This is a genomic window from Nocardioides sp. FY1077, assembly GCF_058681775.1.
Map to the genome: position 1 here is coordinate 359,662 of NZ_JBZWDB010000004.1, position 23,163 is coordinate 382,824.

20 protein-coding genes and 1 tRNA gene are annotated in these 23,163 nt (G+C 74.8%); all 21 read right to left on the minus strand.

Features of this window, described 5'->3' with window-relative positions; all coding sequences use genetic code 11:
• Window positions 1-107 precede the first annotated feature (107 nt).
• Complete coding sequence (locus AC4OR8_RS16950) at window positions 108-497, minus strand: hypothetical protein (protein ID WP_492166768.1); 390 nt, start codon at window positions 495-497, stop codon at window positions 108-110.
• A 213-nt stretch (window positions 498-710) separates the two neighbouring features.
• Window positions 711-784 (minus strand) — tRNA-Pro (locus AC4OR8_RS16955).
• A 95-nt stretch (window positions 785-879) separates the two neighbouring features.
• Window positions 880-4,317 (minus strand): error-prone DNA polymerase, encoded by a 3,438-nt coding sequence (locus AC4OR8_RS16960; protein ID WP_492166769.1) that lies wholly within the window; start codon window positions 4,315-4,317, stop codon window positions 880-882.
• Window positions 4,317-6,017: a DNA polymerase Y family protein gene (locus AC4OR8_RS16965; RefSeq protein WP_492166804.1), complete on the minus strand. Its 1,701-nt coding sequence runs from the start codon at window positions 6,015-6,017 to the stop codon at window positions 4,317-4,319. The genes AC4OR8_RS16960 and AC4OR8_RS16965 overlap by 1 nt, the downstream gene beginning before the upstream one ends.
• 12 nt (window positions 6,018-6,029) lie before the next feature.
• The gene (gene imuA' / locus AC4OR8_RS16970; protein WP_492166770.1) at window positions 6,030-6,722 is read right to left on the minus strand and encodes a DnaE2-dependent mutagenesis accessory factor ImuA'; all 693 of its coding nucleotides are present in this window, start codon (window positions 6,720-6,722) and stop codon (window positions 6,030-6,032) included.
• 135 nt (window positions 6,723-6,857) lie between these two features.
• The gene (gene larA / locus AC4OR8_RS16975) at window positions 6,858-8,156 is read right to left on the minus strand and encodes a nickel-dependent lactate racemase (RefSeq protein WP_492166771.1); all 1,299 of its coding nucleotides are present in this window, start codon (window positions 8,154-8,156) and stop codon (window positions 6,858-6,860) included.
• A 130-nt stretch (window positions 8,157-8,286) separates the two neighbouring features.
• Window positions 8,287-9,663 (minus strand): ribosome biogenesis GTPase Der, encoded by a 1,377-nt coding sequence (gene der, locus AC4OR8_RS16980; RefSeq protein WP_492166772.1) that lies wholly within the window; start codon window positions 9,661-9,663, stop codon window positions 8,287-8,289.
• On the minus strand, window positions 9,660-10,493 hold the full coding sequence (locus AC4OR8_RS16985) for a lysophospholipid acyltransferase family protein (protein ID WP_492166773.1): 834 nt from the start codon (window positions 10,491-10,493) through the stop codon (window positions 9,660-9,662). Before AC4OR8_RS16985 ends, der begins: the two co-directional genes overlap by 4 nt.
• On the minus strand, window positions 10,490-11,239 hold the full coding sequence (gene cmk / locus AC4OR8_RS16990; protein WP_492166774.1) for a (d)CMP kinase: 750 nt from the start codon (window positions 11,237-11,239) through the stop codon (window positions 10,490-10,492). Before cmk ends, AC4OR8_RS16985 begins: the two co-directional genes overlap by 4 nt.
• Before the next feature lie 11 nt (window positions 11,240-11,250).
• Complete coding sequence (locus AC4OR8_RS16995; protein WP_492166775.1) at window positions 11,251-12,330, minus strand: prephenate dehydrogenase; 1,080 nt, start codon at window positions 12,328-12,330, stop codon at window positions 11,251-11,253.
• Entirely contained in the window at window positions 12,323-12,721 is a 399-nt protein-coding gene (gene aroH, locus AC4OR8_RS17000; protein WP_492166776.1) for a chorismate mutase, read from the minus strand. The genes AC4OR8_RS16995 and aroH overlap by 8 nt, the downstream gene beginning before the upstream one ends.
• A 305-nt stretch (window positions 12,722-13,026) precedes the next feature.
• Complete coding sequence (locus AC4OR8_RS17005) at window positions 13,027-13,761, minus strand: pseudouridine synthase (protein ID WP_492166805.1); 735 nt, start codon at window positions 13,759-13,761, stop codon at window positions 13,027-13,029.
• Window positions 13,762-13,841: 80 nt separating this feature from the next.
• On the minus strand, window positions 13,842-14,447 hold the full coding sequence (gene scpB / locus AC4OR8_RS17010; RefSeq protein WP_492166806.1) for an SMC-Scp complex subunit ScpB: 606 nt from the start codon (window positions 14,445-14,447) through the stop codon (window positions 13,842-13,844).
• Window positions 14,448-14,542: 95 nt separating this feature from the next.
• Entirely contained in the window at window positions 14,543-15,487 is a 945-nt protein-coding gene (locus AC4OR8_RS17015; protein ID WP_492166777.1) for a segregation and condensation protein A, read from the minus strand.
• Between the two features lie 7 nt (window positions 15,488-15,494).
• Window positions 15,495-15,878: a hypothetical protein gene (locus AC4OR8_RS17020; RefSeq protein ID WP_492166778.1), complete on the minus strand. Its 384-nt coding sequence runs from the start codon at window positions 15,876-15,878 to the stop codon at window positions 15,495-15,497.
• Window positions 15,860-16,813, minus strand: a complete 954-nt coding sequence (locus tag AC4OR8_RS17025; protein WP_492166807.1) for a ParA family protein — start codon at window positions 16,811-16,813, stop codon at window positions 15,860-15,862. The genes AC4OR8_RS17020 and AC4OR8_RS17025 overlap by 19 nt, the downstream gene beginning before the upstream one ends.
• A gap of 414 nt (window positions 16,814-17,227) precedes the next feature.
• The gene (locus AC4OR8_RS17030; RefSeq protein ID WP_492166779.1) at window positions 17,228-17,521 is read right to left on the minus strand and encodes a GNAT family N-acetyltransferase; all 294 of its coding nucleotides are present in this window, start codon (window positions 17,519-17,521) and stop codon (window positions 17,228-17,230) included.
• A 78-nt stretch (window positions 17,522-17,599) separates the two neighbouring features.
• Entirely contained in the window at window positions 17,600-20,275 is a 2,676-nt protein-coding gene (locus tag AC4OR8_RS17035; protein ID WP_492166780.1) for a DEAD/DEAH box helicase, read from the minus strand.
• Window positions 20,275-21,234: a site-specific tyrosine recombinase XerD gene (locus AC4OR8_RS17040; RefSeq protein WP_492166808.1), complete on the minus strand. Its 960-nt coding sequence runs from the start codon at window positions 21,232-21,234 to the stop codon at window positions 20,275-20,277. The genes AC4OR8_RS17035 and AC4OR8_RS17040 overlap by 1 nt, the downstream gene beginning before the upstream one ends.
• A 106-nt stretch (window positions 21,235-21,340) precedes the next feature.
• On the minus strand, window positions 21,341-22,456 hold the full coding sequence (ald, locus tag AC4OR8_RS17045) for an alanine dehydrogenase (RefSeq protein ID WP_492166781.1): 1,116 nt from the start codon (window positions 22,454-22,456) through the stop codon (window positions 21,341-21,343).
• 53 nt (window positions 22,457-22,509) lie between these two features.
• On the minus strand, window positions 22,510-23,163 hold the full coding sequence (locus AC4OR8_RS17050; protein ID WP_492166782.1) for an NUDIX domain-containing protein: 654 nt from the start codon (window positions 23,161-23,163) through the stop codon (window positions 22,510-22,512).

Genomic DNA, 23,163 nt, shown 5'->3' on the forward strand with positions numbered 1-23,163 from the left:
CGCACACGGTGGTTGTTGGTCCGTCGGTCCGAGGTGCACCCCGTGAGGACCGATGCTCCGGCAAGGGCGAACGCCACAGGGTGGACCGACCCAAGGTGCTTCCTCCGCTACGACCCCTGGCTCACGAAGTAGACGAACGTCCAGGCAAAGTCGAGCACGCCGGCAGCTGTGGCGCCCACGAGCAGCCCGATGCCGAACCTCCGCCAGTCCCTGAGGCCGACGAAGCACAGCCCGGCCACCACGGTGACGCCGAGGAACAAGGCAACCGGTACTGCCCATTCTCCGTAGTAGTACGAGATGGAGCCGACGCCCGCATACCCGTACTCGTGAGTCACAGAGAACCAGAAGGCCACTGCCACCAATGCATTGAGGCAAGCTGCGCCGACGAGTCCCGCCCTCAACCCAGGTTGCTCCGCGTCACGGTCGACCGAACCCACCGTGGCCGGACCGCGCTGAGTCATGTCTCCGGTCACGGTCTGACCGTAGCCGTCGGTCATGTGTGCGACAGTCCTGAACCGCAGCCGCGGCCTGAGCCGATGAGGACGCCGGGTCCCCCTGACCCGCTGTGCGCCGTCGAGGGCACCAGGTGCCGTCGTGGCGCGGTCACTACCTGCGTGTTGCACGTCGCGCTCGACTGCGAAGGGGTACCGAGACGCAGGAAGAGGGTGCCGGATCTCTCCGGCACCCTCTTCGACCTGCCTCTTCTTCGGTCGGGCTGACAGGATTTGAACCTGCGACCCCTTGACCCCCAGTCAAGTGCGCTACCAAGCTGCGCTACAGCCCGAAGCCCGCCGGTGAGGGCGAGCGGGCGTGACATTACCGCAGGTGGGGACGGGTGCCGAATCCCACCCCCTCCCGCCGGCGCCCACCCGCCGCAGGTCAGCGGAAGTCGCGGGACGACTGGCGCAGCTGCAGGGCCGCGCCGGCCCCGGCGATCACGGTGTCGAGGGTCTCCACCCGGTCGGCCACCAGGTTGGTGACGCCCTCCTCGCGCTCCAGGACGCCGCGCACCACCACGGCCACCGCACCGCGGGCGGCCTTGCGGTGCACCCGCATCACCCCGACCGAGCACACGACGTTGAGCATGCCCGTCTCGTCCTCGACGTTGAGGAAGGTGATGCCCTGCGCGGTGCCGGGGCGCTGGCGGTGGGTGACCAGCCCGGCGACGTGGACGCGGCGTCCGGGACGGGTGCCGGCGAGGTCGGCGACGGAGAGGATGCCGCTGCTGGCGAGCACCCCGCGCAGGTGCTCCATCGGGTGGGCCTCCGGGGAGACCCGGGTGGCCCACAGGTCGGCCATCGTCAGCTCCTCGGGGCTCATCCCCGGCAGCGTCGGCGGCGCCGAGACCGGGGTGGTGCCCGGCAGGTGCTCCTCGGACTCCGAGGAGCCGGCCGCCCACAGCGCCTGCCGGCGGTCGAGGCCGAGGCAGTCGAGGGCACCCGCGGTGGCCAGCGCCTCCAGCTGGGCGGTGGTCAGGCCGGCGCGCCGCGACAGGTCGGTGACCGAGGCGTACGGCGCCTGCTCCCGCGCCGCCACGACGCGCTCGGCGACATCGGTGCCGATGCCCCGCACCGAGTCGAGCCCGAGCCGTACGGCGAGCCGCCCGTCGCGGCGGTGGGTCGTGGTCGGGTCGGGCCGCGACGGGTCCCAGCCGCGGCGCGGGAACGACGGCTGCAGGCACGCCGGCGGACCGGTGGCCGGAGTGGGGACGGGCGCCCCGGCCTCGCCGGGGGCGGGCTCGGCGACGGCCTCGAGCCCCGCCCGCACGCCGGAGCGGGCGAGGTCGGGCCGGCGCACCTCCACGCCGTGGCGGCGGGCGTCGCCGACCAGCGACTGCGGGGAGTAGAAGCCCATCGGCTGGGTGCGCAGCAGCCCCACGAGGAAGGCGGCGGGGTAGTGCAGCTTGAACCAGGACGAGGCGTAGACCAGCAGCGCGAAGCTGAGGGCGTGCGACTCGGCGAAGCCGAAGTTGGCGAACGACAGGATCTTCACGTAGATCGCGTCGGCGGCGTCCCCCACCAGGCCGCGTCGCGCCATGCCGGCGTACAGCTTCTCCTTGACGCTCTCGATGCGCTCGACGCCGCGCTTGGAGCCCATGGCACGGCGCAGCAGGTCGGCGTCGTCGCGGCTGCAGTCGCCCAGCGTCACCGCCATCGCCATCAGCTGCTCCTGGAACAGCGGCACGCCCTTGGTGCGCTCCAGCACCGGCACCAGCTCGGGGTGGTCGTAGGTCACCGGCTCCTTGCCGGTGGAGCGGCGCACGTACGGGTGCACCGCGCCGCCCTGGATGGGCCCGGGCCGGATCAGCGCGATCTCGATGGCCAGGTCGTAGAACTCGCGCGGCTGCAGGCGCGGGAGGGTGCCGATCTGGGCGCGGCTCTCCACCTGGAACACCCCGATCGAGTCGGCACGGCAGAGCATGTCGTAGACGTCGGGCTCCTCGCGCGGGATCGTCGCCAGCGTCCAGCGCTCCCCCAGGTGCTCCTCGGCCAGGCGCATCATGTGGTCGAGCGCGCCGAGCATGCCCAGGCCCAGCAGGTCGAACTTCACCAGCCCCATCGACTCGCAGGCGTCCTTGTCCCACTGCAGCACCGTGCGGTCGTCCATCCGGGCGCGCTCGATGGGGCACACCTCGCCGACGGGGCGCTCGGTGAGCACCATGCCGCCGGAGTGGATGCCGAGGTGGCGCGGCGCGCCCAGCAGCTGCTCGGCCAGCGCGACCACCGGGGCGGGGACGTCGTGCGCCTCGGGGTCGCCCTGGTCGCCGGCCACCACCGCGCTCCACCCGTCGATCTGCTTCGACCACGCGTCCTGCTGCCCCGAGGAGTGCCCGAGCGCCTTCGCGGCGTCGCGCACCGCCATCCGCGGGCGGTAGCTGATGACGTTGGCGACCTGGGCGGCGTTGCGGCGTCCGTAGGTGCGGTAGACCCACTGGATGACCTCCTCGCGGCGGTCGGAGTCGAAGTCGACGTCGATGTCGGGCTCCTCGTCGCGGTGGGCGGAGATGAACCGCTCGAAGGGCAGCCGGTAGAAGACGGCGTCGACCGCGGTGATCCCGAGGGCGAAGCAGACCGCCGAGCTCGCCGCCGACCCGCGCCCCTGGCAGAGGATCCCCTGGCTGCGGGCGAAGGCCACGATGTCGTGCACGATCACGAAGTAGCCCGCGAAGTCCTTCTCCTCGATCATCCGCAGCTCGTGCTCCACCCGCTCGCGGGCCTCGGCCTCCAGGGGCGTGCCGGCGTAGCGCTCGGCGAAGCCGGCCGCAGTCAGCTCGCGCAGCCACGACGCCGGCGTGTGGCCCTCCGGGATCTGGTGCTTGGGCAGACGCGGGGAGGCCTTGCGCAGGTCGAAGGCGAGCTCGGCGGCGAGGGTGACCGAGCGGGCCACCGCACCGGGGTGGTCGCGCAGGGCGGCGGCTGCCTCGGCCCCGCTGCGCAGGTGGGCCGCGCCGGACAGGTCGAGCCAGCCGTCCATGTCGGCCAGGCTGCGCCGGGCCCGCACCGCGGCCATCGTGGCGGCCAGGCGACGGTCGGCGGGGCGGGCGAAGTGGACCCCGCCGGTGGCCACGACGGGCAGCCCGTGGACGGCGGCCAGCCCGGCCAGCACGTCGTTGACCTCCCCCACCCCCGGACCCGGCTGCGCCGACAGCTCCACGACGACCCCGTCGAGACCGAAGCGGGCGGTGAGCCGGTCGAGCTCGGCGGCGGCGGCGTCGGGACCGTGGTCGGCCAGGGCACGGCGCACGCTGCCCTTGCGGCAGCCGGTGAGCACGACCCAGTGGTCGCGGCCGCGCTCGGCGAGCTCGTCGAGGTCGTGCACGGGTCGGCCCTTCTCGTCGCCGCGCAGGTTGGCCTCGGTCATCGCGCCGGCCAGCCGGTGGTAGCCGTCGACACCGCGCGCCAGCACCAGCAGGTGGTCGCCCTCGGGATCGGCGACGCCGTTCTGGTTGCGGGTGAGCCCCAGCGACAGCTCGGCACCGAAGACCGTGGGCAGGCCGTGGACGCCGGCCGCCTCCGCCAGCATCGGGGCGCCGTGGAAGCCGTCGTGGTCGGTCAGGGCGAGCCCGGTGAGCCCGAGGCGCACGGCCTCCTCGACCAGCGCGGCCGGCGAGCTCGCGCCGTCGAGGAAGCTGAAGTGGCTGTGGCAGTGCAGCTCGGCGTACGGCGTGACCTCCTCGGGGCGCTCGATCGCCGCGCGCGAGGGCCGCGGGGCCTTGCGCCGCGAGATGGGGGCGTCGTCGGCGCCGGGCAGCAGCGTGCGCCCCGACAGGCGCCGCTCGAGGTCGCGCCAGGGCACCGCGGGGTTGTTCCAGCCCATCAGTCGTAGCCCGCCTCGACCAGCCAGCCGGACGTCGACCACCGCAGCAGCCAGGCCCGCCCGTCGACCCCGACGACCTGGAACCGGGCAGCACGCCCGGCTCCCCCGCCGACCCCGTCGGGCGAGGACCACCACTCCTCGTCGACCGGCCACGGCCCGGCCCACGACCCCACCGGCTGCCAGGGCAGCCGCGCCCCGACCGCGTCGGGCTCGACCTGGGCGTCGAGCAGGTCGAGCTGCTCGCCGAGGCGTACGGCGCCCCGTCCGGCCTGTCCGGCCCGTCCGGCTCGCCCGTCGGTCCGGGTGTCGGGGACAGCGGGGACGGCCCCGAACCGGAAGCGGCACGGCTCGCCGGTCACCGCACCCCGCTCGGTGACGCCGACGACGCGGCCGGTCTCGTCGACGACCTCCGCGCCGCGCGGGCGGGAGAACACCCGCACCGGCGCGGGTCCGGGCACCCGGCTCGGCCACGGCCGCTCCCGGGGACGCAGCCCGGTGGGGCGCTCCCCCCACGGCACGCTGACCTGCCGCTCCGCCGGCGAGCGCCCGCCCTGCAGCACCGGGCGCACGACCGACTCGAAGCCGACCATGGCCTGCACCCGGGCCACGCCCTTCTCCACCAGGTCGTCGGTGCCGCCTCCCCACAGCGCCTGCGCGTGGGCGGCGGCCGGCTCGACGGTCACCGGCACGAACCGCACGCGCTCGACCGGCGCGGTGACCCGCCCGGCGTCGCGGCGGGAGCGCAGCGCGCCACCGGAGCCCTGCAGCTGCCAGTGCACCCGGTCGACCAGGTCGCGGGCGGTGAAGCACCGCGGGTGGAGCCAGGCCCGGGAGGAGACGACCACGCCGTCGCTCTCGGCCTCCACGCACACCTCGGTGGCCACCAGCTGGCGCGCGGCGAGCGCGGCGACGAAGCGCTCGGTGGTGGTGCGCACGCTGAAGCAGACCGCCTCCACCGAGTCGAGGGGCGGTTCGAAGACCACCTCGGCGTCGAGCTCGGGCGGTGCCTCACGCTCCCCCAGCACCGCACGACCGGCGCCCCGCACGCGGTGCCAGAGGTCGGCGCCGTAGCGGCCGAAGCGGTCCTGCACCGAGCCCAGCGGGAGGGCGGCGAGGTCGCCGAGGGTGGTCAGGCCCATCCGGGCCACCAGCGAGGCCACCTCGCGGCCCCGCGGACCGTCGCCCTCCAGCACCCGCACCGGCAGCGCCGCCAGGAAGTCGGCGGAGCCGCCGGACGCCACGACCACCGACTCCTGCACCGCGGCGTGTCGCGCGGCCTGCTCGGCGGTGAACAGGTCGTCGGCGACCCCGATGCGGCAGTCCCAGACCCCGGCCTCGACCAGGGTCTGGGCCACCAGCGCGGCCGCGCTCTCCTCCCCGCCGAAGTAGCGGCCGGGGGCGCGCACCGCCAGCAGGCCCGGGCGCAGCGGCGCCACGCCGGGGCGCAGCGCCTCCACCGCGGCCAGCACCGGCTCGAAGTGGCGGGCGTCGCGCTCGGGCACGTCGTCGAGCAGCAGCAGCTCGGGGCAGCGGGCCTGGGCGTCACGACGGCGCAGGCCGCGGCGCACCCCGGTCTCCCGGGCCGGGCCGTTGCAGACCTCCACCACCCCGGCCGCGAGCACCGCGGCCGGCTCCTTGGGCGAGCGCTGCGCCTCAGCGAGCGCGGCGACCACCGACCAGTCGGGGCACCACACCACCATGACCCGCACGGCTCAGCCCACCAGCGCGTCGGGACGCACCGGGGCGACCCGCGGGCCGCGACCGGCGTCGGTCTCGACGCGGGCCAGCGCCCCGCCCTCGCCGGGGAACCACAGGTCGGCCCGCGTCGGAGGCGCGGTGCCACGGCGCACCGAGAGCCGGGTCACCCGGGTGTGCAGGCGCCCTGCGCCCCGGTCGGGCCCGTTCCACCGCGAGCGCTCGAGGCTGACCCGCGCCTCGCAGCGCGGCCAGTCGCCGTGCACGACGAGCACGGCCGAGCGGGTGCGCAGCCGCGCGTCGAGGATGCCGGCCGACCGGGCGTCCACCGAGGCGGGCGGGCGCAGCACCACCACGCGCAGCACGTCGACGAGGGCGGCGGTGACCTCCAGCCAGTGCTCGCCGGGGTCGGGCACCAGCACGGTGCGCGAGAGGTCGACGCCCAGCTCGGCGGCCGCCTCGGCGCCGAAGTCGTCCCACCCCGCGAAGCCGACCCACTCCCCCGACCGCGACGCCTCCGCGGCCAGCACCATGCCGAGCGAGGCCGCGTCGACGCCGTACGTCGCCCCGGCCCGCAGCTGCACCAGGCCGGACAGCGCGCCGTGGGTGGCCACCGGCTCGCGCACCGGGCCGCCCTCGAGCGCCGCCACCCGCTCGCGCAGCTGGTCGAGCACCGGGCGGTCCGGGTCGAGGGCGGGGAGGGTGGTCACCGGTCCATGATCGAACACCTGTTCGAACACGTCAAGCGGACCGCGACCCGGAGGTGCACCGCCGGGGCGACCGGGTCGCCAGCGGGGCGGCCCAGCATGGCACGGGCCTCCCCCGGGCCCCGACCGGGCGGTGGCTCAGACGCCCTCGACCACGTACGGGATGGTCTGCGGGCCCTCGGGGAGCACGCAGACCCGGGCGTCTGGCCCCACCCGCTCCAGCTCCGCGCGCACGGCGGCGGCCACGTCGTCGACCAGGAACAGGTGGGCGGTGCGCAGCTCGGCGTCGCTGAGGTGGGTGGTGTGCACCCCGACCCGCGCCGTGGACAGCACCCGGGCCAGCACCTGCACCTGCCACTGGTCCGGGACCGTCTCGGTGCGCTGCGAGATGCTGCGCAGCAGCGCCTCGGGGGTCTGCTCGGAGGCCAGCACCTCGCGGAACGTGCCGTGGTCGGGGAAGCCGTCGCGGCACTCCGCCACACAGATGATCAGCCCGCCGGGTCGTACGACGGTCGCCGCGGCGGTCATCCCCTTCACCGCCTGGTAGAGGTTCTGGTCGAGCGGGAAGCCGGAGTTGCTGGTGACCACGACGTCGTAGCGCTGCGGCACCGGTCGCATCGACAGCTCGCGCACCACCTCGCGGGCCTCGGCGTGCATCGCGAGCACCTCGCCCCCGAAGGCCCGCACGACCCGCTGCTCGCGGTCGAGCACCACGTCGAGGGCGAAGTCGACCCCGGTCGCCGCGGCGATGGCCCGCACGTCGTCGTGCACCGGGTTGCCCTCGCACACCGCCCACGTCGCCCGGTCGCTGCCGATGCGGGCGGCGTCGTGCAGGGTGAGCACCGTCTCCAGGCCGGCCAGGCCCGGGGCCACCATCTTCGGGCCCCCGCTGAACCCCGCGAAGAAGTGCGGCTCGACGAAGCCGGTGGTGATCTTGACGTCGGCCTCGACCCAGTGCCGGTTGAGCCACACCGGCACCCCGTCGCCGTGCGTGCCGACCCAGCGCAGCGACTCGGGGTCGCGGCTGTCGTGGTCGACGACGCGCACGGTGTCGACGAGGTCGTCGCCGAGCATGGCGCGCAGCTCGGCGTCGGTGCTGGCGCGGTGGGTGCCGGTGGCCACCAGCAGCACCAGGTCGTCGCGGGTGGTGATGCCCTCGAGCTCGTCGAGCAGCGCCCGCACCATCTGCTCGCGCGGCTGCGGCCGGGTGGCGTCGCAGATCGAGACCGCCACCCGCTGCCCGGGCCGTACGACGTCACGCAGCGGCGGGCCCGCCACGGGCCGCGACAGGGCGGCGCGCAGCGTGGCGGCGACGTCCTCGGCCGGCTCGAGGTGGGTGGGCGCGACGACCGTGGTGAGCGCGGCCGGCAGCTCCACGTCGAGCCCCGTGCTGCCGTAGGCGACCCGCACGGTCGTGGTGGCGTCGGGGCTCGTCACAGCAGGCTCTCCTCGTCGTCGGCGGCGCGGGAGCGCTGGGCCGTCCGGCGATCCAACGCCGCCCCGCTGGCCCCGTCAACCGCCCCGTCAACCGCCCCCGTCGACCGCCCCCGGCGCAGCCGCGACCGGGTCAGCGCTTGCGCTTCTCCCGCGGCCGCTGCTCCAGCACGATCGGGGTGCCGGCGAAGCCGAACTGCTCGCGCAGGCGACGCTCGATGTAGCGCTCGTAGCCGGCGTCGAGCTTGCCGGAGGTGAACAGGACGAACGTCGGGGGCGCGGTGGTGGCCTGGGTGGCGAAGAGCACCTTGGGCTGCTTGCCGCTGCGCACCGGGTGGGGGTGCTCGGCGACCAGGCGCCCGAGGAAGGCGTTGAGCGCCCCGGTGCCGATGCGGGTCTCCCAGCCCGCCAGGGCCTTCTCCAGGGCCGGGACGAGCCGGTCGACGTGCCAGCCGGTGCGGGCGGTGATGTTGATGCGCGGGGCCCACTGCACCTGCACGAGGTCGCGCTCGATCTCGCGCTCGAGGTAGTGGCGGCGCTCCTCGTCGACGAGGTCCCACTTGTTGAAGGCGATGACCAGCGCCCGGCCGGCCTCGCGCACGGTCTGGATGATCCGCACGTCCTGCTCGCTGATCGACTGCCCACCGTCGACGACCAGCACCGCCACCTCGGCACGGTCGATGGCGGTGGTGGTGCGCAGTGAGGCGTAGTACTCGTGGCCGGAGGCCTCCTTGACCCGCTTGCGGATCCCGGCGGTGTCGATGAAGCGCCAGGTCTGCCCGCCCAGGTCGATGAGCTCGTCGACGGGGTCGACGGTGGTGCCGGCGACGTTGTCGACGACGACGCGCTCGGAGCCGGCGAGCCGGTTGAGCAGCGAGGACTTGCCGACGTTGGGCTTGCCGACGATCGCGATGCGGCGCGGGCCGCCGAGCTCGGCGTCGCGGTCGGGCGGCGGCTCGGGGAGGGCGGCCAGGATCGCGTCGAGCATGTCGCCCGAGCCGCGCCCGTGCAGCGCCGAGACGGGGTAGGGCTCGCCCAGCCCGAGGTTCCACAGGCCGTGCGCCTCGGCCTCGGCGCGCTGGTCGTCGACCTTGTTGGCCGCCAGCACGACCGGCTTCTCGGCGCGGCGCAGGATCTTCACGACCGCCTCGTCGGCGTCGGTGATGCCGACGGCGGCGTCCACGACGAACAGCACGGCGTCGGCCAGCTGCACCGCCACCTCGGCCTGACCGGCGATGCGCTCGGCGAGACCGCGGGCGTCGGGGTCCCAGCCGCCGGTGTCGACGACGGTGAAGGCGCGGCCGTTCCAGTTGGCGTCGTAGGACACCCGGTCGCGGGTCACGCCGGGCACGTCCTCGACCACGGCCTCGCGGCGGCCGATGATGCGGTTGACCAGCGTCGACTTGCCGACGTTGGGTCGTCCGACGACGGCCAGGACGGGCACGGGACCGTCGACCTCGTCCGCGCCCCCGTGGGTCGAGGGGGCGGGCTCGGGCAGGCTGTCGGTCATGGTGCTCCTTGGTCGGTGACCCCGGTGGCGGGGTCTGGTTCGAGGTCTCCGGGGGGCAGCGGACCGGGGAGGTCCCGCCCGGTCGACGCGCGCGAGGCGGCGAGGTGCGCCAGCATGTGCTCCCTCAGCAACACCGACGTGGCCCCCACCTGTTCCTTGCTGCGCGGCCACGGCTGGGCCGGCACCCGGAACGGCTCGCCGTGGACGATGTCCACGACGCTCCCGCGCGGCGGCAGCTCGCCGCTGCGCCCGCCGGGCTCGCGGGTGCCGAACATCACCACCGGCACCACCGGCGCCCCCGTGACGAGTGCGAGGTACGCCGCGCCGCGGTGGAACCGCTCCAGCTCACCGGAGCCGCGCCGGCCCTCGGGGAAGATGCCGACCGCGCCGTCGTCGCGCAGCACCCGCAGGCAGGTGCGCACCGCGGCGAGGTCGGTGTGGAAGCGGTCGAGCGGCACCTGTCCCGAGCGCAGCAGGAAGGTGCCGAGGGCGCCGCGGAACATCTCCGACTTGGTCAGCGCGTGCACGGGGCGGGGGGCGAAGACGGCCAGCAGCGGCCCGTCCATCACGCCGACGTGGTTGGCGGCGAGGATCACCGGGCCGGTGGCCGGCACGTGCTCGGCGCCGTGCACGACGACGCCGTAGCGGCGCTGCACCAGCCACGAGGACACGGGCCGCAGGCCGTGGAGCATGGCCCGCGGCGGGAACGGCGTCCGGTCGCTGCGGGGCAGCTCGGTGTGGGCGTCGACGCGGGTCGCCAGCCGCGGGCCGGCCCGTCGTCCAGCGTGGTGGTCGGCCCGCTCCTCGGAGCCGCGGGACGACGCGGTCACGCGGGGGCCTCCGTGGGCCCGACCGTCGACTCGACCAGGGCCACCACCTGCTCGACGACCTCGTCGAGGGTCCAGGGGGTGGTGTCGAGGTGCACGGCGCCGGGCGCCATCGTCAGAGGGGCGGTGGCGCGCCCGGAGTCGATCCGGTCGCGCGAGAGCAGCAGCGCCTCCGTGGCGGCGAGGTCGACGACCCCCTGCTCGGCGGCGCGGCGGGCGGCGCGGGCGGCGGGGTCGGCGGTGAGGTAGAGCTTGACGGGGGCCTCGGGCGCCACCACCGAGCCGATGTCACGGCCCTCGACGACGATCCCGCCGTCGGCGGCGGCGATCTCGGCGCGCTGCATCGCCAGCAGGCGGGCGCGCACCTCCGGCACGGTGCTGACCGGCGAGACCGCCCCGGTCACCTCGTCGGTGCGGATCGCCTCGCCGACGTCGGTGCCGTCGACGTGGATGGTGGGGGCCGCCGGGTCGGTGCCCGACACGATCGTGGGCTCCGTGCAGCGGGCCGCCACGGCCGCGGCGTCGTGCACGTCGACGCCGGCGCGCAGCATCCACCAGGTCATCGCGCGGAACATCGCCCCGGTGTCGAGGTAGGCCAGGCCCAGGCGCTGCGCGACCGCGCGGCAGGTGCTCGACTTGCCGGAGCCGGAGGTGCCGTCGACGGCCACCACCAGGGCACGACCGCCCCGGGGCCCGTCGTGGAGGGGGGCGGACGCCTCGGACGGCGTGCGGGGTGCGGGGGTGGTCACGGCCCCGCAGCCTACCGGTGGGTGAGCCACCCCCGTGACTCGAGAGATCCGAGCAGGTGCTCGGCGCGGGTCTCGTCGACGACCAGCTCGACGAGGCCGACGGGTCGGCCGGGGTCGTGGTCGATGCGGATGTCCTCGATGTTGACCTCGCTGGCCACCGCGTCGGCGAAGAGCCGGGCCAGCTCGCCGGGGTGGTCGGGCACGGCCACGAACACCGAGCGGGTGGGGGTGACCGGGCCGCCGTGCTTGCCGGGGATGCTGCGGGTGCCGGCGACGCCCTGGTCGAGCAGGGCCTCCAGCCCGGCGCGGTCGCCGCCGCCGACCGCGGCGATCAGCCGGTCGAGGTCGGCGCGCACCTCGCCGAGCAGCGCGGTCACCGCGGTGGCGTTGCCGGCCACGATCTGGCCGTAGAGGCGGGGGTCGCCGGCCGCCACCCGGGTGACGTCGCGCACGCCCTGCCCCGAGAGCCGCAGGTGGTTCTCCGGCGCCTCGGCCAGGCGGGCGGCCACCAGCGCCGCGAGCAGGTGCGGCACGTGGGAGGTGCGGGCCACGGCGCGGTCGTGCTCGGCGGGCGTCAGCCACACCGGCACCGCCCCGCACAGGCGCACCAGCTCCTCCACGAGCTCCACCGCCTCGACGTCGGCGGCGGGGTGAGGGGTGACCGCCCACGGGCGGCCGTCGAAGAGCGAGGCGGTCGCGGCCAGGGGCCCGGAGCGCTCGCTGCCGGCCATCGGGTGGCTGCCGACGTAGCGGTGGGCGCCGGGCAGCGCCTCGACGTCGGCCAGCGGCCCCGACTTGATGCTGCCGACGTCGGTCACCACCGCCGCGCCCTCGTCGAGCACGCGGGCGATCACGTCGCCGAGCAGGTCGGGCGGCACGGCGACCACCACGAGCTGCGGCTCGTCGTCAGGACGTCGGGCGCGCCCGGCCCCCAGCCCCGACGCGGTGCGCACGTTCTCCGGCGACACGTCGGTCAGCAGCACCTCGAGACCGGCGCGGGCGCAGGCCAGCCCGATCGAGGCGCCGAGCAGCCCGGCGCCCACGACCTCCACCGGGCCGGTGAGGCGCTGCTGCGGCGCCGGGTCAGCCATCGACGGCGTCGGCGTCCGGCACCGAGCGGACCTTGGTCAGGTCGCTGCGCAGCGCCGCGGCGCCGTGGAGGTAGACGTGGGTGACCTCGGCGCGGGGCCGGTCGGTCTCGACGTGCGCCATCATCCGCACCACCCGCGGCATCGACCGCTCGATCTCCAGCTCGCGGGCACACAGCAGCGGCACCTCGCCGAACCCCAGCTGGCGCGCGGCGTACGCCGGGAACTCCGAGACCAGGTCGCTGGTGGCGGTGAAGATCACCGAGATGAAGTCGTCGACCTCCAGGTCGTTGGACGTCATCACGTCGACCACCATCTCGGCCACCCGGTCGAGCATGTGGTCGCGGGAGTCCTCCTCGAGCTGGGTCGCGCCCCGGATCGCTCGCACCGCCACGTCTGCCACCTCTCGCGTCGTGGCCCGCGCTCACGGGCCGCCCACCAGGCTAGCCACGTCCGGGCCCTCCCCCGCCGCCTGCCACCGGATCTGGACCCGCCACCCGCTTGCCGGACCTCCGCTGGTCAAGTGCCGAGGAGCGCCAGCGACGAGGGGAACCTCCGCTGGTCAAGTGCCGAGGAGCGCCAGCGACGAGGGGAACCTCCGCTGGTCGAGTGCCGAGGAGCGCCAGCGACGAGGGGAACCTTCGCTGGTCGAGTGCCGAGGAGCGCCAGCGACGAGGTGTGTCGAGACCTCTCGTCCTGCTAGAGCTCGGCGCTGTCGAGCAGGACGCCGAGCTCGGCGGTGGTGAGGTCGCGCATCTCCCCCGACGCCAGCCGGCCGAGCTCCACCGGGCCGATCGCGGTGCGGGTGAGGCGCAGCACGGGGTGGCCGACCTGCTCGAGCAGGCGCCGCACGATGCGGTTGCGCCCCTCGTGGATGACCAGCTCGACGATGCTGCGGCCCGGGGTGTTGCGGCCGTGCCCGCCGGAGACCACCCGCGCCTGGGTGACGGTGACGGGGCCGTCGTCGAGCTCGACACCCTCGAGCAGCTGCTTGACGGTGCGCTTCCACACCTCGCCCTCCACCTCGGCGACGTAGGTCTTGTCGACCTCGTGGGAGGGGTGGGCCAGGCGCTGGGCGAAGTCGCCGTCGTTGGTCAGCACGATCAGCCCGGAGGTGTCGGTGTCGAGGCGACCGACGTGGAAGAGCCGCTCGGGGCGGTCGGCGACCAGGTCGCCGAGGCTGCGACGTCCCTCGGGGTCCGACATCGTGGAGACGACACCGCGCGGCTTGTTCAGCACGAGGTAGACGTGGGGGCTGATCGGCGGCAGCCGGCGCCCGTCGACGCGGATGACCGCGACCCGGGGGTCGACCTTCGTGCCGAGGCGGGTGACCACCTCGCCGTCGACCTCCACGTGGCCGCCCAGCATCAGCTCCTCGCACTTGCGGCGCGACGCGACGCCGGACTGCGCGAGCAGCTTCTGCAGCCGGATCAGGCCCTCCTCGTCGGTCTCGACGAGCGGCCCGCTGCCCTGCTCCTGCGCGTCGGGACGGGTCTCGGGCTCTTCGGGGTCGCTCACGTGGGCTCCGTTCCACCGTCGGGCTCGCTGCCCGGTCCGGGTAGGGGGGTGTGCTCGGGGGCAGCGGACGCGCCGGTCGGCGCCGCCGGGGCGGCGAGGCGCTCCAGCTCGTCCTCGACGTCGTCCATGTCGGGCAGGTACGGCGCCAGCTCGGGCAGCTCGTCGAGGGAGGTGACCCCGATGCGCTCGAGGAAGTAGCGCGTCGTGCGGTAGAGGTTGGCGCCGGTCTCGGCGTCCTGGCCGGACTCCTCGACCAGCCCGCGGGTCAGCAGGGTGCGCATCACGCCGTCGACGTTGACCCCGCGCACGGCGGAGACGCGGGCGCGGGACACCGGCTGCTTGTAGGCCACCACGGCGAGGGTCTCCAGCGCGGCCTGGGTGAGCCGCGCCGACTGGCCCTCGAGGACGAAGCCCTCGACGACCGCGGCGTACTCCTCGCGCGTGTAGTAGCGCCACCCGCCCGCGACGTGGCGCAGCTCGAAGCCGCGCCCCTGCTCGGCGTACTCCTCGGCCAGCAGCTGCAGCGCCGCGACGACCTTCTCGACGGGGTAGCCCACCGCGGAGGCCAGCGACACCGCGTCGAGCGGCTGGTCGGCCACCATCAGCACCGCCTCCAGCGAGGGTCGCAGCGCCGCCAGGGGGACGGCGAGGCGCTCCGGCGGCGGCGCGGCCTCGGGCGCGGGTCGGGGCTCGTCGCTCACGGGTGCTCCTCGGGGTCGGGATCGGCGGGTACGTCGGCGGGGGGGTCGGAGGGCACCTCGGGCGGGGCGCCCTCGAACTCGTCGGTGACCAGGTCGTCGACGAGCGCCTCCACGTCGGTCTCGGCGTCGCCGGTCCAGCGCACCGACAGCTCGCCGAGCGCGCTGGCCTGGTCGAAGGCCACCGCGCCCTCCCGGAACAGCTCGAGCAGCGAGAGGAAGCGCGCGACGGTGGTCATCGTGTCGGGTGAGTCACCGCACAGCGCCCGGAAGGTGAGGGTGCCGGAGCGGCGCAGCCGCGCCACCACCACCGCCGCCTGCTCGCGCACCGACACCGTCGTGGCGTGGATGTGCTGCAACGACACCTCGAGCACCGGCTTGGGCTCCAGCGCCCGTGCGGCCAGCGCGGCGAACTGCTGCAGCCCGATGCCGATCAGCACCTCCGGCAGCAGCGTGGCGAAGCGCTCCTCGAGCCCCACGACGCGGGGGTGGCGGCGCGACTCGTCGCCGAGGCGCCGTTCGAGGACGCCGGCCACCTGCTTGAACGCGCGGTACTGCAGCAGCCGGGCGAACAGCAGGTCGCGGGCCTCCAGCAGCGCGAGGTCCTCCTCGTCCTCCACGTCGCCCTGCGGCAGCAGCCGGGCGGCCTTCAGGTCGAGCAGGGTGGAGGCCACCAGCAGGAACGACGTGGTCTGCTCGAGGTCGTCGACCGCGCTGCGCGGCCCGCCGGGGCCGACCGGCCGGTCGCGCAGCGCCTTGACGTGGGCGATGAACTCGTCGGTGACCTGCGACAGCGACACCTCGGTCACGTCGAGGCGGTGCTTGGAGATCAGGCTCAGCAGCAGGTCGAACGGGCCCTCGAAGTTCGTCAGCCGCACCGCGAACGCCGTCGACTCCTCGCCGCCGACCTCCGCCGCGCCGGCTGCAGCCGCGGCACCCGTCACGGCAGGGTCATTCCGGGGAGAGCCGGCGCACGAGCGCGCTGTCGGCGCCGGCCGCCTCGAGGTCGGCCAGCACCAGCGCCACCGCCTCGCGCACCAGGCGGCCGCGGTCGACGGCCAGGCCGTGGCGGCTGCGCAGCGAGAGCCGGGCCTGCTCGATGGCGAGCAGCTCCTCGGAGGTGACGTAGACCGTCATCTTCTCGTCGTGGCGCACCCGACCACTGGGCCGGGCGGTCGCCGGGCGCGGCTGCGGTGCCGCGTCCGACGCCGGCTCGGCGTCCGCGACGGGCTCGGGCTGCACCTCGGGCTGGGCGGTCGGCTGGTCCTCGGTCGGGGCGACCGTGGGGCGGAAGAGGTCGTCGGCGGAGGGCAGGCTCACCCGTCGTGCTGCCACCGGGCGAGCACCTCCCGGGCCAGCGAGCGGTAGGACTCGGCGCCGGCCGACGACGAGGCGTACGACGTGATCGGCTCCCCGGCCACGGTGGAGTCGGAGAACTTCACGGTGCGCCGGATGACGGTGTGGAACACGGTGTCGCCCCAGGCCTGCACGAGCCGCTCCATGACCTCACGGCTGTGCAGCGTGCGCCCGTCGAACATGGTGCCGAGCACGCCGTCGATCTCCAGGCGCGGGTTGAGCCGCTCACGCACCTTGTCGATGGTCGTCTTGAGCAGCGCCACCCCGCGCAGCGCGAAGTACTCGCACTCCAGCGGCACCACCACGCCGTCGGAGGCGGTCAGCGCGTTGACGGTGAGCAGGCCCAGGGAGGGCTGGCAGTCGATGATGATGACGTCGTACTGGTCGAGCGCCGGGGCCAGCACCCGCTGCAGGGTCTGCTCGCGCGCGACCTCCTGCACCAGCTGCACCTCGGCGGCCGACAGGTCGATGTTGGAGGGCAGCAGGTCCATGCCCTCGACGCCGGAGGGCACGACCACGTCGTCGAGGGTCACCTCGCGCTGCATCAGCAGGTTGTAGACCGTCATGTCCATCTCGTGCGGGTTCAGCCCGAGGCCCACCGACAGCGAGCCCTGGGGGTCGAAGTCGACCAGCAGCACCTTGCGGCCGTACTCCGCCAGCGAGGCACCCAGGTTGATCGTGGTCGTGGTCTTGCCGACCCCGCCCTTCTGGTTGCACATCGAGATCACCCGGGCGCGGCGCGGCGTGGCCACCGGGCCCGGCTCCGGGATGACCGGCCACGGTCGCCCGGTCGGGCCGAGGGCCGCCGGGTCGACCGGCGGGGTCGCCGGGGCCGGACGCTCGAACGGGAGGGGCTCGGTCAACTGCTGCTCATCTCCGGTGGTGGGGGCGGTACGTCGGGGCCGTGGGGGCATCGCGGGGGCCGCGCTGCCGAGGGGGCCGGGGACCATTCCACCATCGTTCACCAGGTGCTCCTCGCTCGGGATCCCCGCGCGGCGCGGGCGGGACGCACCTGCGCGACGTGGGGGCTGCCGTGCCGACCCGACGACGTGCCGGTCGGCGTTCGCGCGAGCCTAGGTGCGCCCCGCGCCGCCGACAACCCGCACGCACCACGACGTGGCCCCTGGTCGGCGTCGTTCCCGCGCGATCGCGCCGCTCGAGGGTGCTGCGGGGCGGGACCAGTGCTCGACCAGCGCAATCCGCACCGTTCGCCGTCCGGTCGTGACTGACCACGGCAGCCGCCCACACCGCCCCGACCGCGCGACTGCGCCACGTGGGCCGCCCCGGACCCGCCGCGACTGCCCGACCGGCGCAGACCGCCGAGTCGCTCAGGAGGCGACGAGGTCGGCGTACTCGGGGTGCTTGTCGACGTAGCCCGCGATGAACGAGCACTGCGGCACGACCTGCCGCTCGCCCTCGGCGCGCACGGCGTCGAGCGCCGCCCGGGCCAGCGCGGAGCCGACGCCGCGGCCCTCGGCGGCCTCCTCCACCACGGTGTGGGTGAAGACCACGACGGCGGGGTCCTCGCCCAGCTCGTAGGCGGCGACGCCAGCCAGGTCGTCGCCGTCGTAGGCCGCCCAGCGGCTCTGGTCGGGCTCGTGGCGCACGTCGATGTCGGTCATGGCCCCAGCCTAGGACGCAGGCGGCGAGCCGACCTGCCAGCGGCAGCCAGCGCGACGGGCAGCAGGCAGCGGGCAGGCTCAGCCGCCGAGGCGGCGGAAGGCCGTGGTGGCGATCACCAGCTCGCCGATCTCGTCGGTGGCGTCGAGGTCGGCGACTGCCTCGATGACCCAGTCGTGGTGGCCCTCGGGGTCGTGCACCGTCTGGCGCACCCGCCACAGCCGGGCCTCGACGTCGTCACCGTCGGCGCCGTCGGCCAGGTCCAGCCCGGCCGGCTCGCCGGTCGTGGCCTCGACGTGCAGCAGCGCCGGCCCGCGGGCGTCGGGGCCGAGGTCGACGCGGTCGTGCTCGGCGTAGTACTCCTCGATGCCGGCGTCCCACGCCGAGCGGGTCATCACGACCGCGCGCGGCGGGTCGGTGCGGTCGGCGGCGGCGCGCTCGGCGGCCATCAGGCCGTCGAGGTCGTCGCGGGCCACCAGCTCGACGCGGCGCCACATCGCGTTGCGCACCATCGTGGTGAACGCCCGCTCCTGCTTCGACAGGGGACGCGGCGAGGCCGGCGGGGCGCCCGAGGCCAGCTCGGCGGCGCGGCGGGCCACCGCGGCGGGGTCGGTCATCGCCTCCCACTCGTCGAGCAGCGAGGAGTCGGTCTGCCGGATGACCTCGCCCAGCCACTCGGCGAGGTCGTCGAGCTCGGGGGTGCGGTGCCGCTCCGGCACGGTGACGCGCAGGGTGCGGTAGGCGTCGGTGAGGTAGCGCAGGACCAGGCCCTCGGAGCGGGCGAGCTGGTAGCGGCCGACGAAGTCGGTGAACCCCATGCCCTGCTCGTACATCTGGCGCACCACCGACTTCGGCGACAGCGCGTCCTCGGCCAGCCAGGGGTGGCTCTGGCGGTAGATCTCGTACGTCGTGGTGAGCAGCTCCGAGAGCGGCTGCGGCCAGGAGATGTCGTCGAGCAGCGCCATCCGCTCCTCGTACTCGACGCCGTCGGCCTTGAGCTCGGCCACCGCCTCGCCGCGCGCGGCCCACTGCTGGGCCATCAGGATCTGCCGCGGCGCCTCGAGGACCGCCTCGACGACCGAGACGACGTCGAGGGTGTGCTCCTCGGCCTCCGGGTCGAGCACCTCCAACGCGGCCAGCGCGAAGTGGGCCAGCGGCTGGTTCAGCGCGAAGTCGGCGGGCAGGTCGACGGTCAGCTCGTAGCGGCGTCCGTCGGGACCCGGCTCGTCGAGGCGGGTCACCACGCCCGACTGCACCAGGCTGCGGGTGAGCCGCAGCGCCCGGCGGGCCAGGCGCACCCGGTTGCGCGGGTCCTCGTGGTTGTCGGTGAGCAGGCGGCGCAGCACCGGGAAGGGGTCCTCGTCGCGGGCCAGGACGTTGATGATCATCGCGTTGTCGACGCGCATGCGGGAGACCAGCGGCTCCGGGGTGCCCTCGACGAGCTTGTCGTAGGTCTGCTCGGTCCACACCACGGAGCCCTCGGGCGGCTTGCGCAGCTGCGCCTTGCTCTTGCGCTTGGCCTGCTTCTCGACGCTCATCGCGGCGTTCTTCGCCTCGGCCTTGCGCTTGGCCTTCTCGTTCTCGATGGTGTGCTCGGGCGCCTGGACGACGACGTACCCGCGGGTGTCGTAGCCCGCGCGGCCCGCGCGGCCCGCGATCTGCAGGAACTCGCGGCTGCGCAGCACGCGCGAGCGGGTGCCGTCGAACTTGGCCAGGCCCGTGAACAGCACGGTGCGGATCGGCACGTTGATGCCGACCCCGAGGGTGTCGGTGCCGCAGATGACCGAGAGCAGCCCCTCCTGCGCCAGCTGCTCCACCACGCGCCGGTAGCGCGGCAGCATGCCGGCGTGGTGGACGCCGACCCCGCGGCGCAGCAGCTTGGCCAGCGTCTTGCCGAAGCCGGCCCCGAACCGCACCCCGGCCATCCGCTTGGCCAGCTCGGGCCCCGGCTTCGGCACCCACTTCGCGTTGAGCAGGTGGGTGGCCTGCTCGACGGCGGCGGCCTGGGTGAAGTGCACGACGTACACCGGCGCCTGACCGGTGGTCACCAGCTCCTCGAGCTCGTCGACCAGCGGGGTGAGCGACCAGCTGAAGTCGAGCGGCACGGGGCGCTCGGCGTCGTCGACGACGGCGGTGGCGCGCCCGCTGCGCCGGGTGAGGTCGGCGGCGAGACCGGTGACGTCGCCGAGGGTCGCCGACATCAGCAGGAACTGCACGCGCGGCAGCTCGATGAGCGGCACCTGCCAGGCCCAGCCGCGGTCGGGCTCGCCGTAGAAGTGGAACTCGTCCATCACGACCAGCCCGACGTCGGCCCCCTGGCCCTCGCGCAGGGCGAGGTTGGCCAGCACCTCGGCGGTGCAGCAGATGATCGGGGCGTCGGCGTTGACCGAGGCGTCACCGGTGAGCATGCCGACGTTGTCGGCGCCGAAGACCGCGCAGAGCGCGAAGAACTTCTCGCTCACCAGCGCCTTGATCGGGGCGGTGTAGAACGACACCTCGTCGCGCGCCAGGGCCGCGGCGTGGGCCGCGACCGCCACCAGCGACTTGCCGGAGCCGGTGGGGGTGGCCAGCACGACGTGGCTGCCGCCGAGCAGCTCGATCACCGCCTCGTCCTGGTGGGGGTAGAGCTCCACGCCGGTGCCGGTGGCCCAGGTGACGACGCTGTCGTAGACCTCGTCGGCGTCGGCCCCGACCCGCGGCGGCCACGCCGCGCCCGTGGTGCCGGCGGTGCTGGTGCTGCTGTCCGTCGTCGCCATCAGCCGCGCGCCCGCGGGTGGGCGGTGGCGAAGACCTCGCGCAGGTTGTCGACGGTGACCAGCGTGTAGACCTGGGTCGTGGTCACCGAGGCGTGCCCGAGCAGCTCCTGCACCACCCGCACGTCGGCGCCGCCGTCGAGCAGGTGGGTGGCGAAGGAGTGGCGCAGCGTGTGGGGCGAGACGTCGCGGGTGACCCCGGCGCGCTCGGCGGCCTTCACCAGCGCCGCCCACGCCGACTGCCGCGACAGCCGCCCGCCGCGGGCGTTGAGGAAGAGCGCTCCCCCGGCGCCGGGCCGGGTCCCGCGCCCGGTGCCGGTCGCCCCGGACGTGGCGGTGGCGGCCGAGACCAGCTCGGGGCGACCCCGCACCAGGTACGCCGCGACCGCCTCCTGGGCGTAGGTGCCGACCGGCACGATCCGCTCCTTGCTGCCCTTGCCGCGCAGCAGCACGGTGGCGTCGGGGCCGCTGGTGCTGCGGTCGACGTCGTCGACGTCGAGCCCGACGGCCTCGGAGATGCGCGCGCCGGTGCCGTAGAGCAGCTCGAGCAGGGCGCGGTCGCGCAGGGCGAGCGCGGTGCCGGGCGCACCGGCAGCCTCGATGATGGCCTCCACGTCGGCCAGCGGCAGCGCCTTGGGCAGCCGCTTGGCCGGGGCGGGCGGCTTGACGCCCGAGGCGGGGTCGACCTGGGCGAGGCCGTCGGCCACCGCGAACTTGTGGAACCCGCGCACGGCCACCACGGTGCGCGCCGCCGACGTCGAGGTCAGCGGCGGGTGGTCGGCGTCGCCCTCGCGCAGGCGCACCAGGAAGTCGGCGACGTGGGCCTCGGTGACGTCGTCGAGGCGCTCCACGCCCCGCGCGGCGAGGTGGGCCAGGTAGCGGCGCAGGTCGCGGCGGTACGACGACAGCGTGTTCGCAGCCAGGCCGCGCTCGACCGAGAGGTGGTCGAGGTAGGTGCGCACCGCCACCGCGGGGGCGCCGTCCGCCACCCCGCCGGCCCCGCGGCCGGTGGGCCGGGGGGTCTCGGGCAGGGCGGGGGCGGCGTCCATCGCGGCGGTCGGCACCGGCTCAGGCCAGCACGTCGTCGAGGGCGACGGCGTCGATGCCGACGGCCTCGCCCACGGGGGCGTTGGTGAGGAGCCCGGCGTGGGTGTTCAGGCCCAGCGCGAGGCTGCGGTCGTCGCGGCAGGCCTGCGCCCAGCCCTTGCCGGCCAGGGCGACGGCGTACGGCATCGTGGCGTTGGTCAGGGCGTAGGTCGACGTGGTCGGCACCGCCCCGGGCATGTTCGCCACGCAGTAGAACGTGGAGCCGTGCACCGTGAAGGTGGGGTCGTCGTGGGTGGTGGGGCGAGTGTCCTCGAAGCAGCCGCCCTGGTCGACGGCGATGTCGACCAGCACCGAGCCGGGCTTCATCTGGGCCACCAGGTCGTTGGTGACCAGCTTCGGGGCCTTGGCGCCGGGGATCAGCACCGCGCCGATCACCAGGTCGGCCTGGGTGACCTGCTGCTGGATGGTCAGCTGCGACGACGCCAGGCCGTGCACCCGGTTGTCGTAGCGCCAGAACGACATCCGCAGCTTGTCGAGGTCGGTGTCGAGCAGGGTGACGTCGGCGCCCATGCCGAGGGCGATGTTGGCGGCGTTCTGCCCCGACACCCCGGCACCGATGACCACGACCTTGGCGTTGGCCACGCCACCGACGCCGCCGAGCAGCACGCCGCGCCCGCCGCGCGCCTTCAGCAGCTCGTGGGCCCCCACCTGGGGCGCCAGGCACCCGGCGACCTCCGACATCGGGTAGAGCAGCGGCAGCCCGCCGGAGGGCAGCTGCACGGTCTCGTAGGCGATCGCGGTGACCTTGCGGTCGATCAGCTCGCGGGTCAGCGTCGGGTCGGCGGCCAGGTGGAGGTAGGTGAAGAGCAGCTGCCCCTCGCGCATGCGGTCGTACTCCTCGGCGACCGGCTCCTTCACCTTCAGCACCATCTCGGCGCTGCCCCACACGGCGTCGGCGTCGGGCAGGATCCCCGCACCGGCGGCGACGTACTCGTCGTCGGTGATGGAGGAGCCGAGCCCGGCGCCGGCCTGCACCACGACCTGGTGGCCGTGGGCGACCAGCTCGTGCACCCCGAGCGGCGTGAGCGCCACCCGGTACTCGTGGTTCTTGACTTCCTTCGGGACGCCGACCTTCAACGGATCACTCCTCGCGTGGGTGTGCGCCACGACACTGTGGCGGCCCGCCGACCCTAACGCGCGGTCCGGGCGGAGCCGGCGAGGCCCCGGGCGTGCGCGGTGAGCACCGCGATCAGCACCGGCGCGTCCTGCACCCGCCCGTCGAGCACGGCGGCCAGCAGGTCGTCGAACGGCACCCACGCGGCCTGCATCTCGGCCTCCTCGTGCACCAGCTCGAAGTCACCGCGCCCCACCTCGGTGAGGTCGCGAGCGAGGTAGAGGTGGGCCAGCTCGGCCGAGATGCCGGGTGAGGAGTACGTCGAGACCAGGTGGGTCCACCTGGTCGCCTCGAACCCCGTCTCCTCGGCCAGCTCGCGCCGGGCGACGTCGAGCGGCTCCTCGCCGCCCTGGTCGAGCAGGCCGGCCGGGATCTCCACGAACCGGTGACCCGCGGCGTGGCGGTACTGCCACAGGCACAGCACCCGCTCGTCGTCGTCGACGGCCAGGACGACCGCGGCGCCCGGGTGCTCCAGCACCACCCGGCGGAACGGCTCCTCGTCGGGGTGGTCGGGGCGGCGGATGCGGTCCTCCCGCAGCGCCACGACCCACCCGTCGCGGTGGAGGTCGGCGCTGGCCGCGACCGGCCAGGTCACCGGCTCGTCGCGCAGCGGCAGGCCGTCGTACGTCGGCACGTCGGTGCCCTGGGGGCCGGCGGGGTCGTGCGTCAT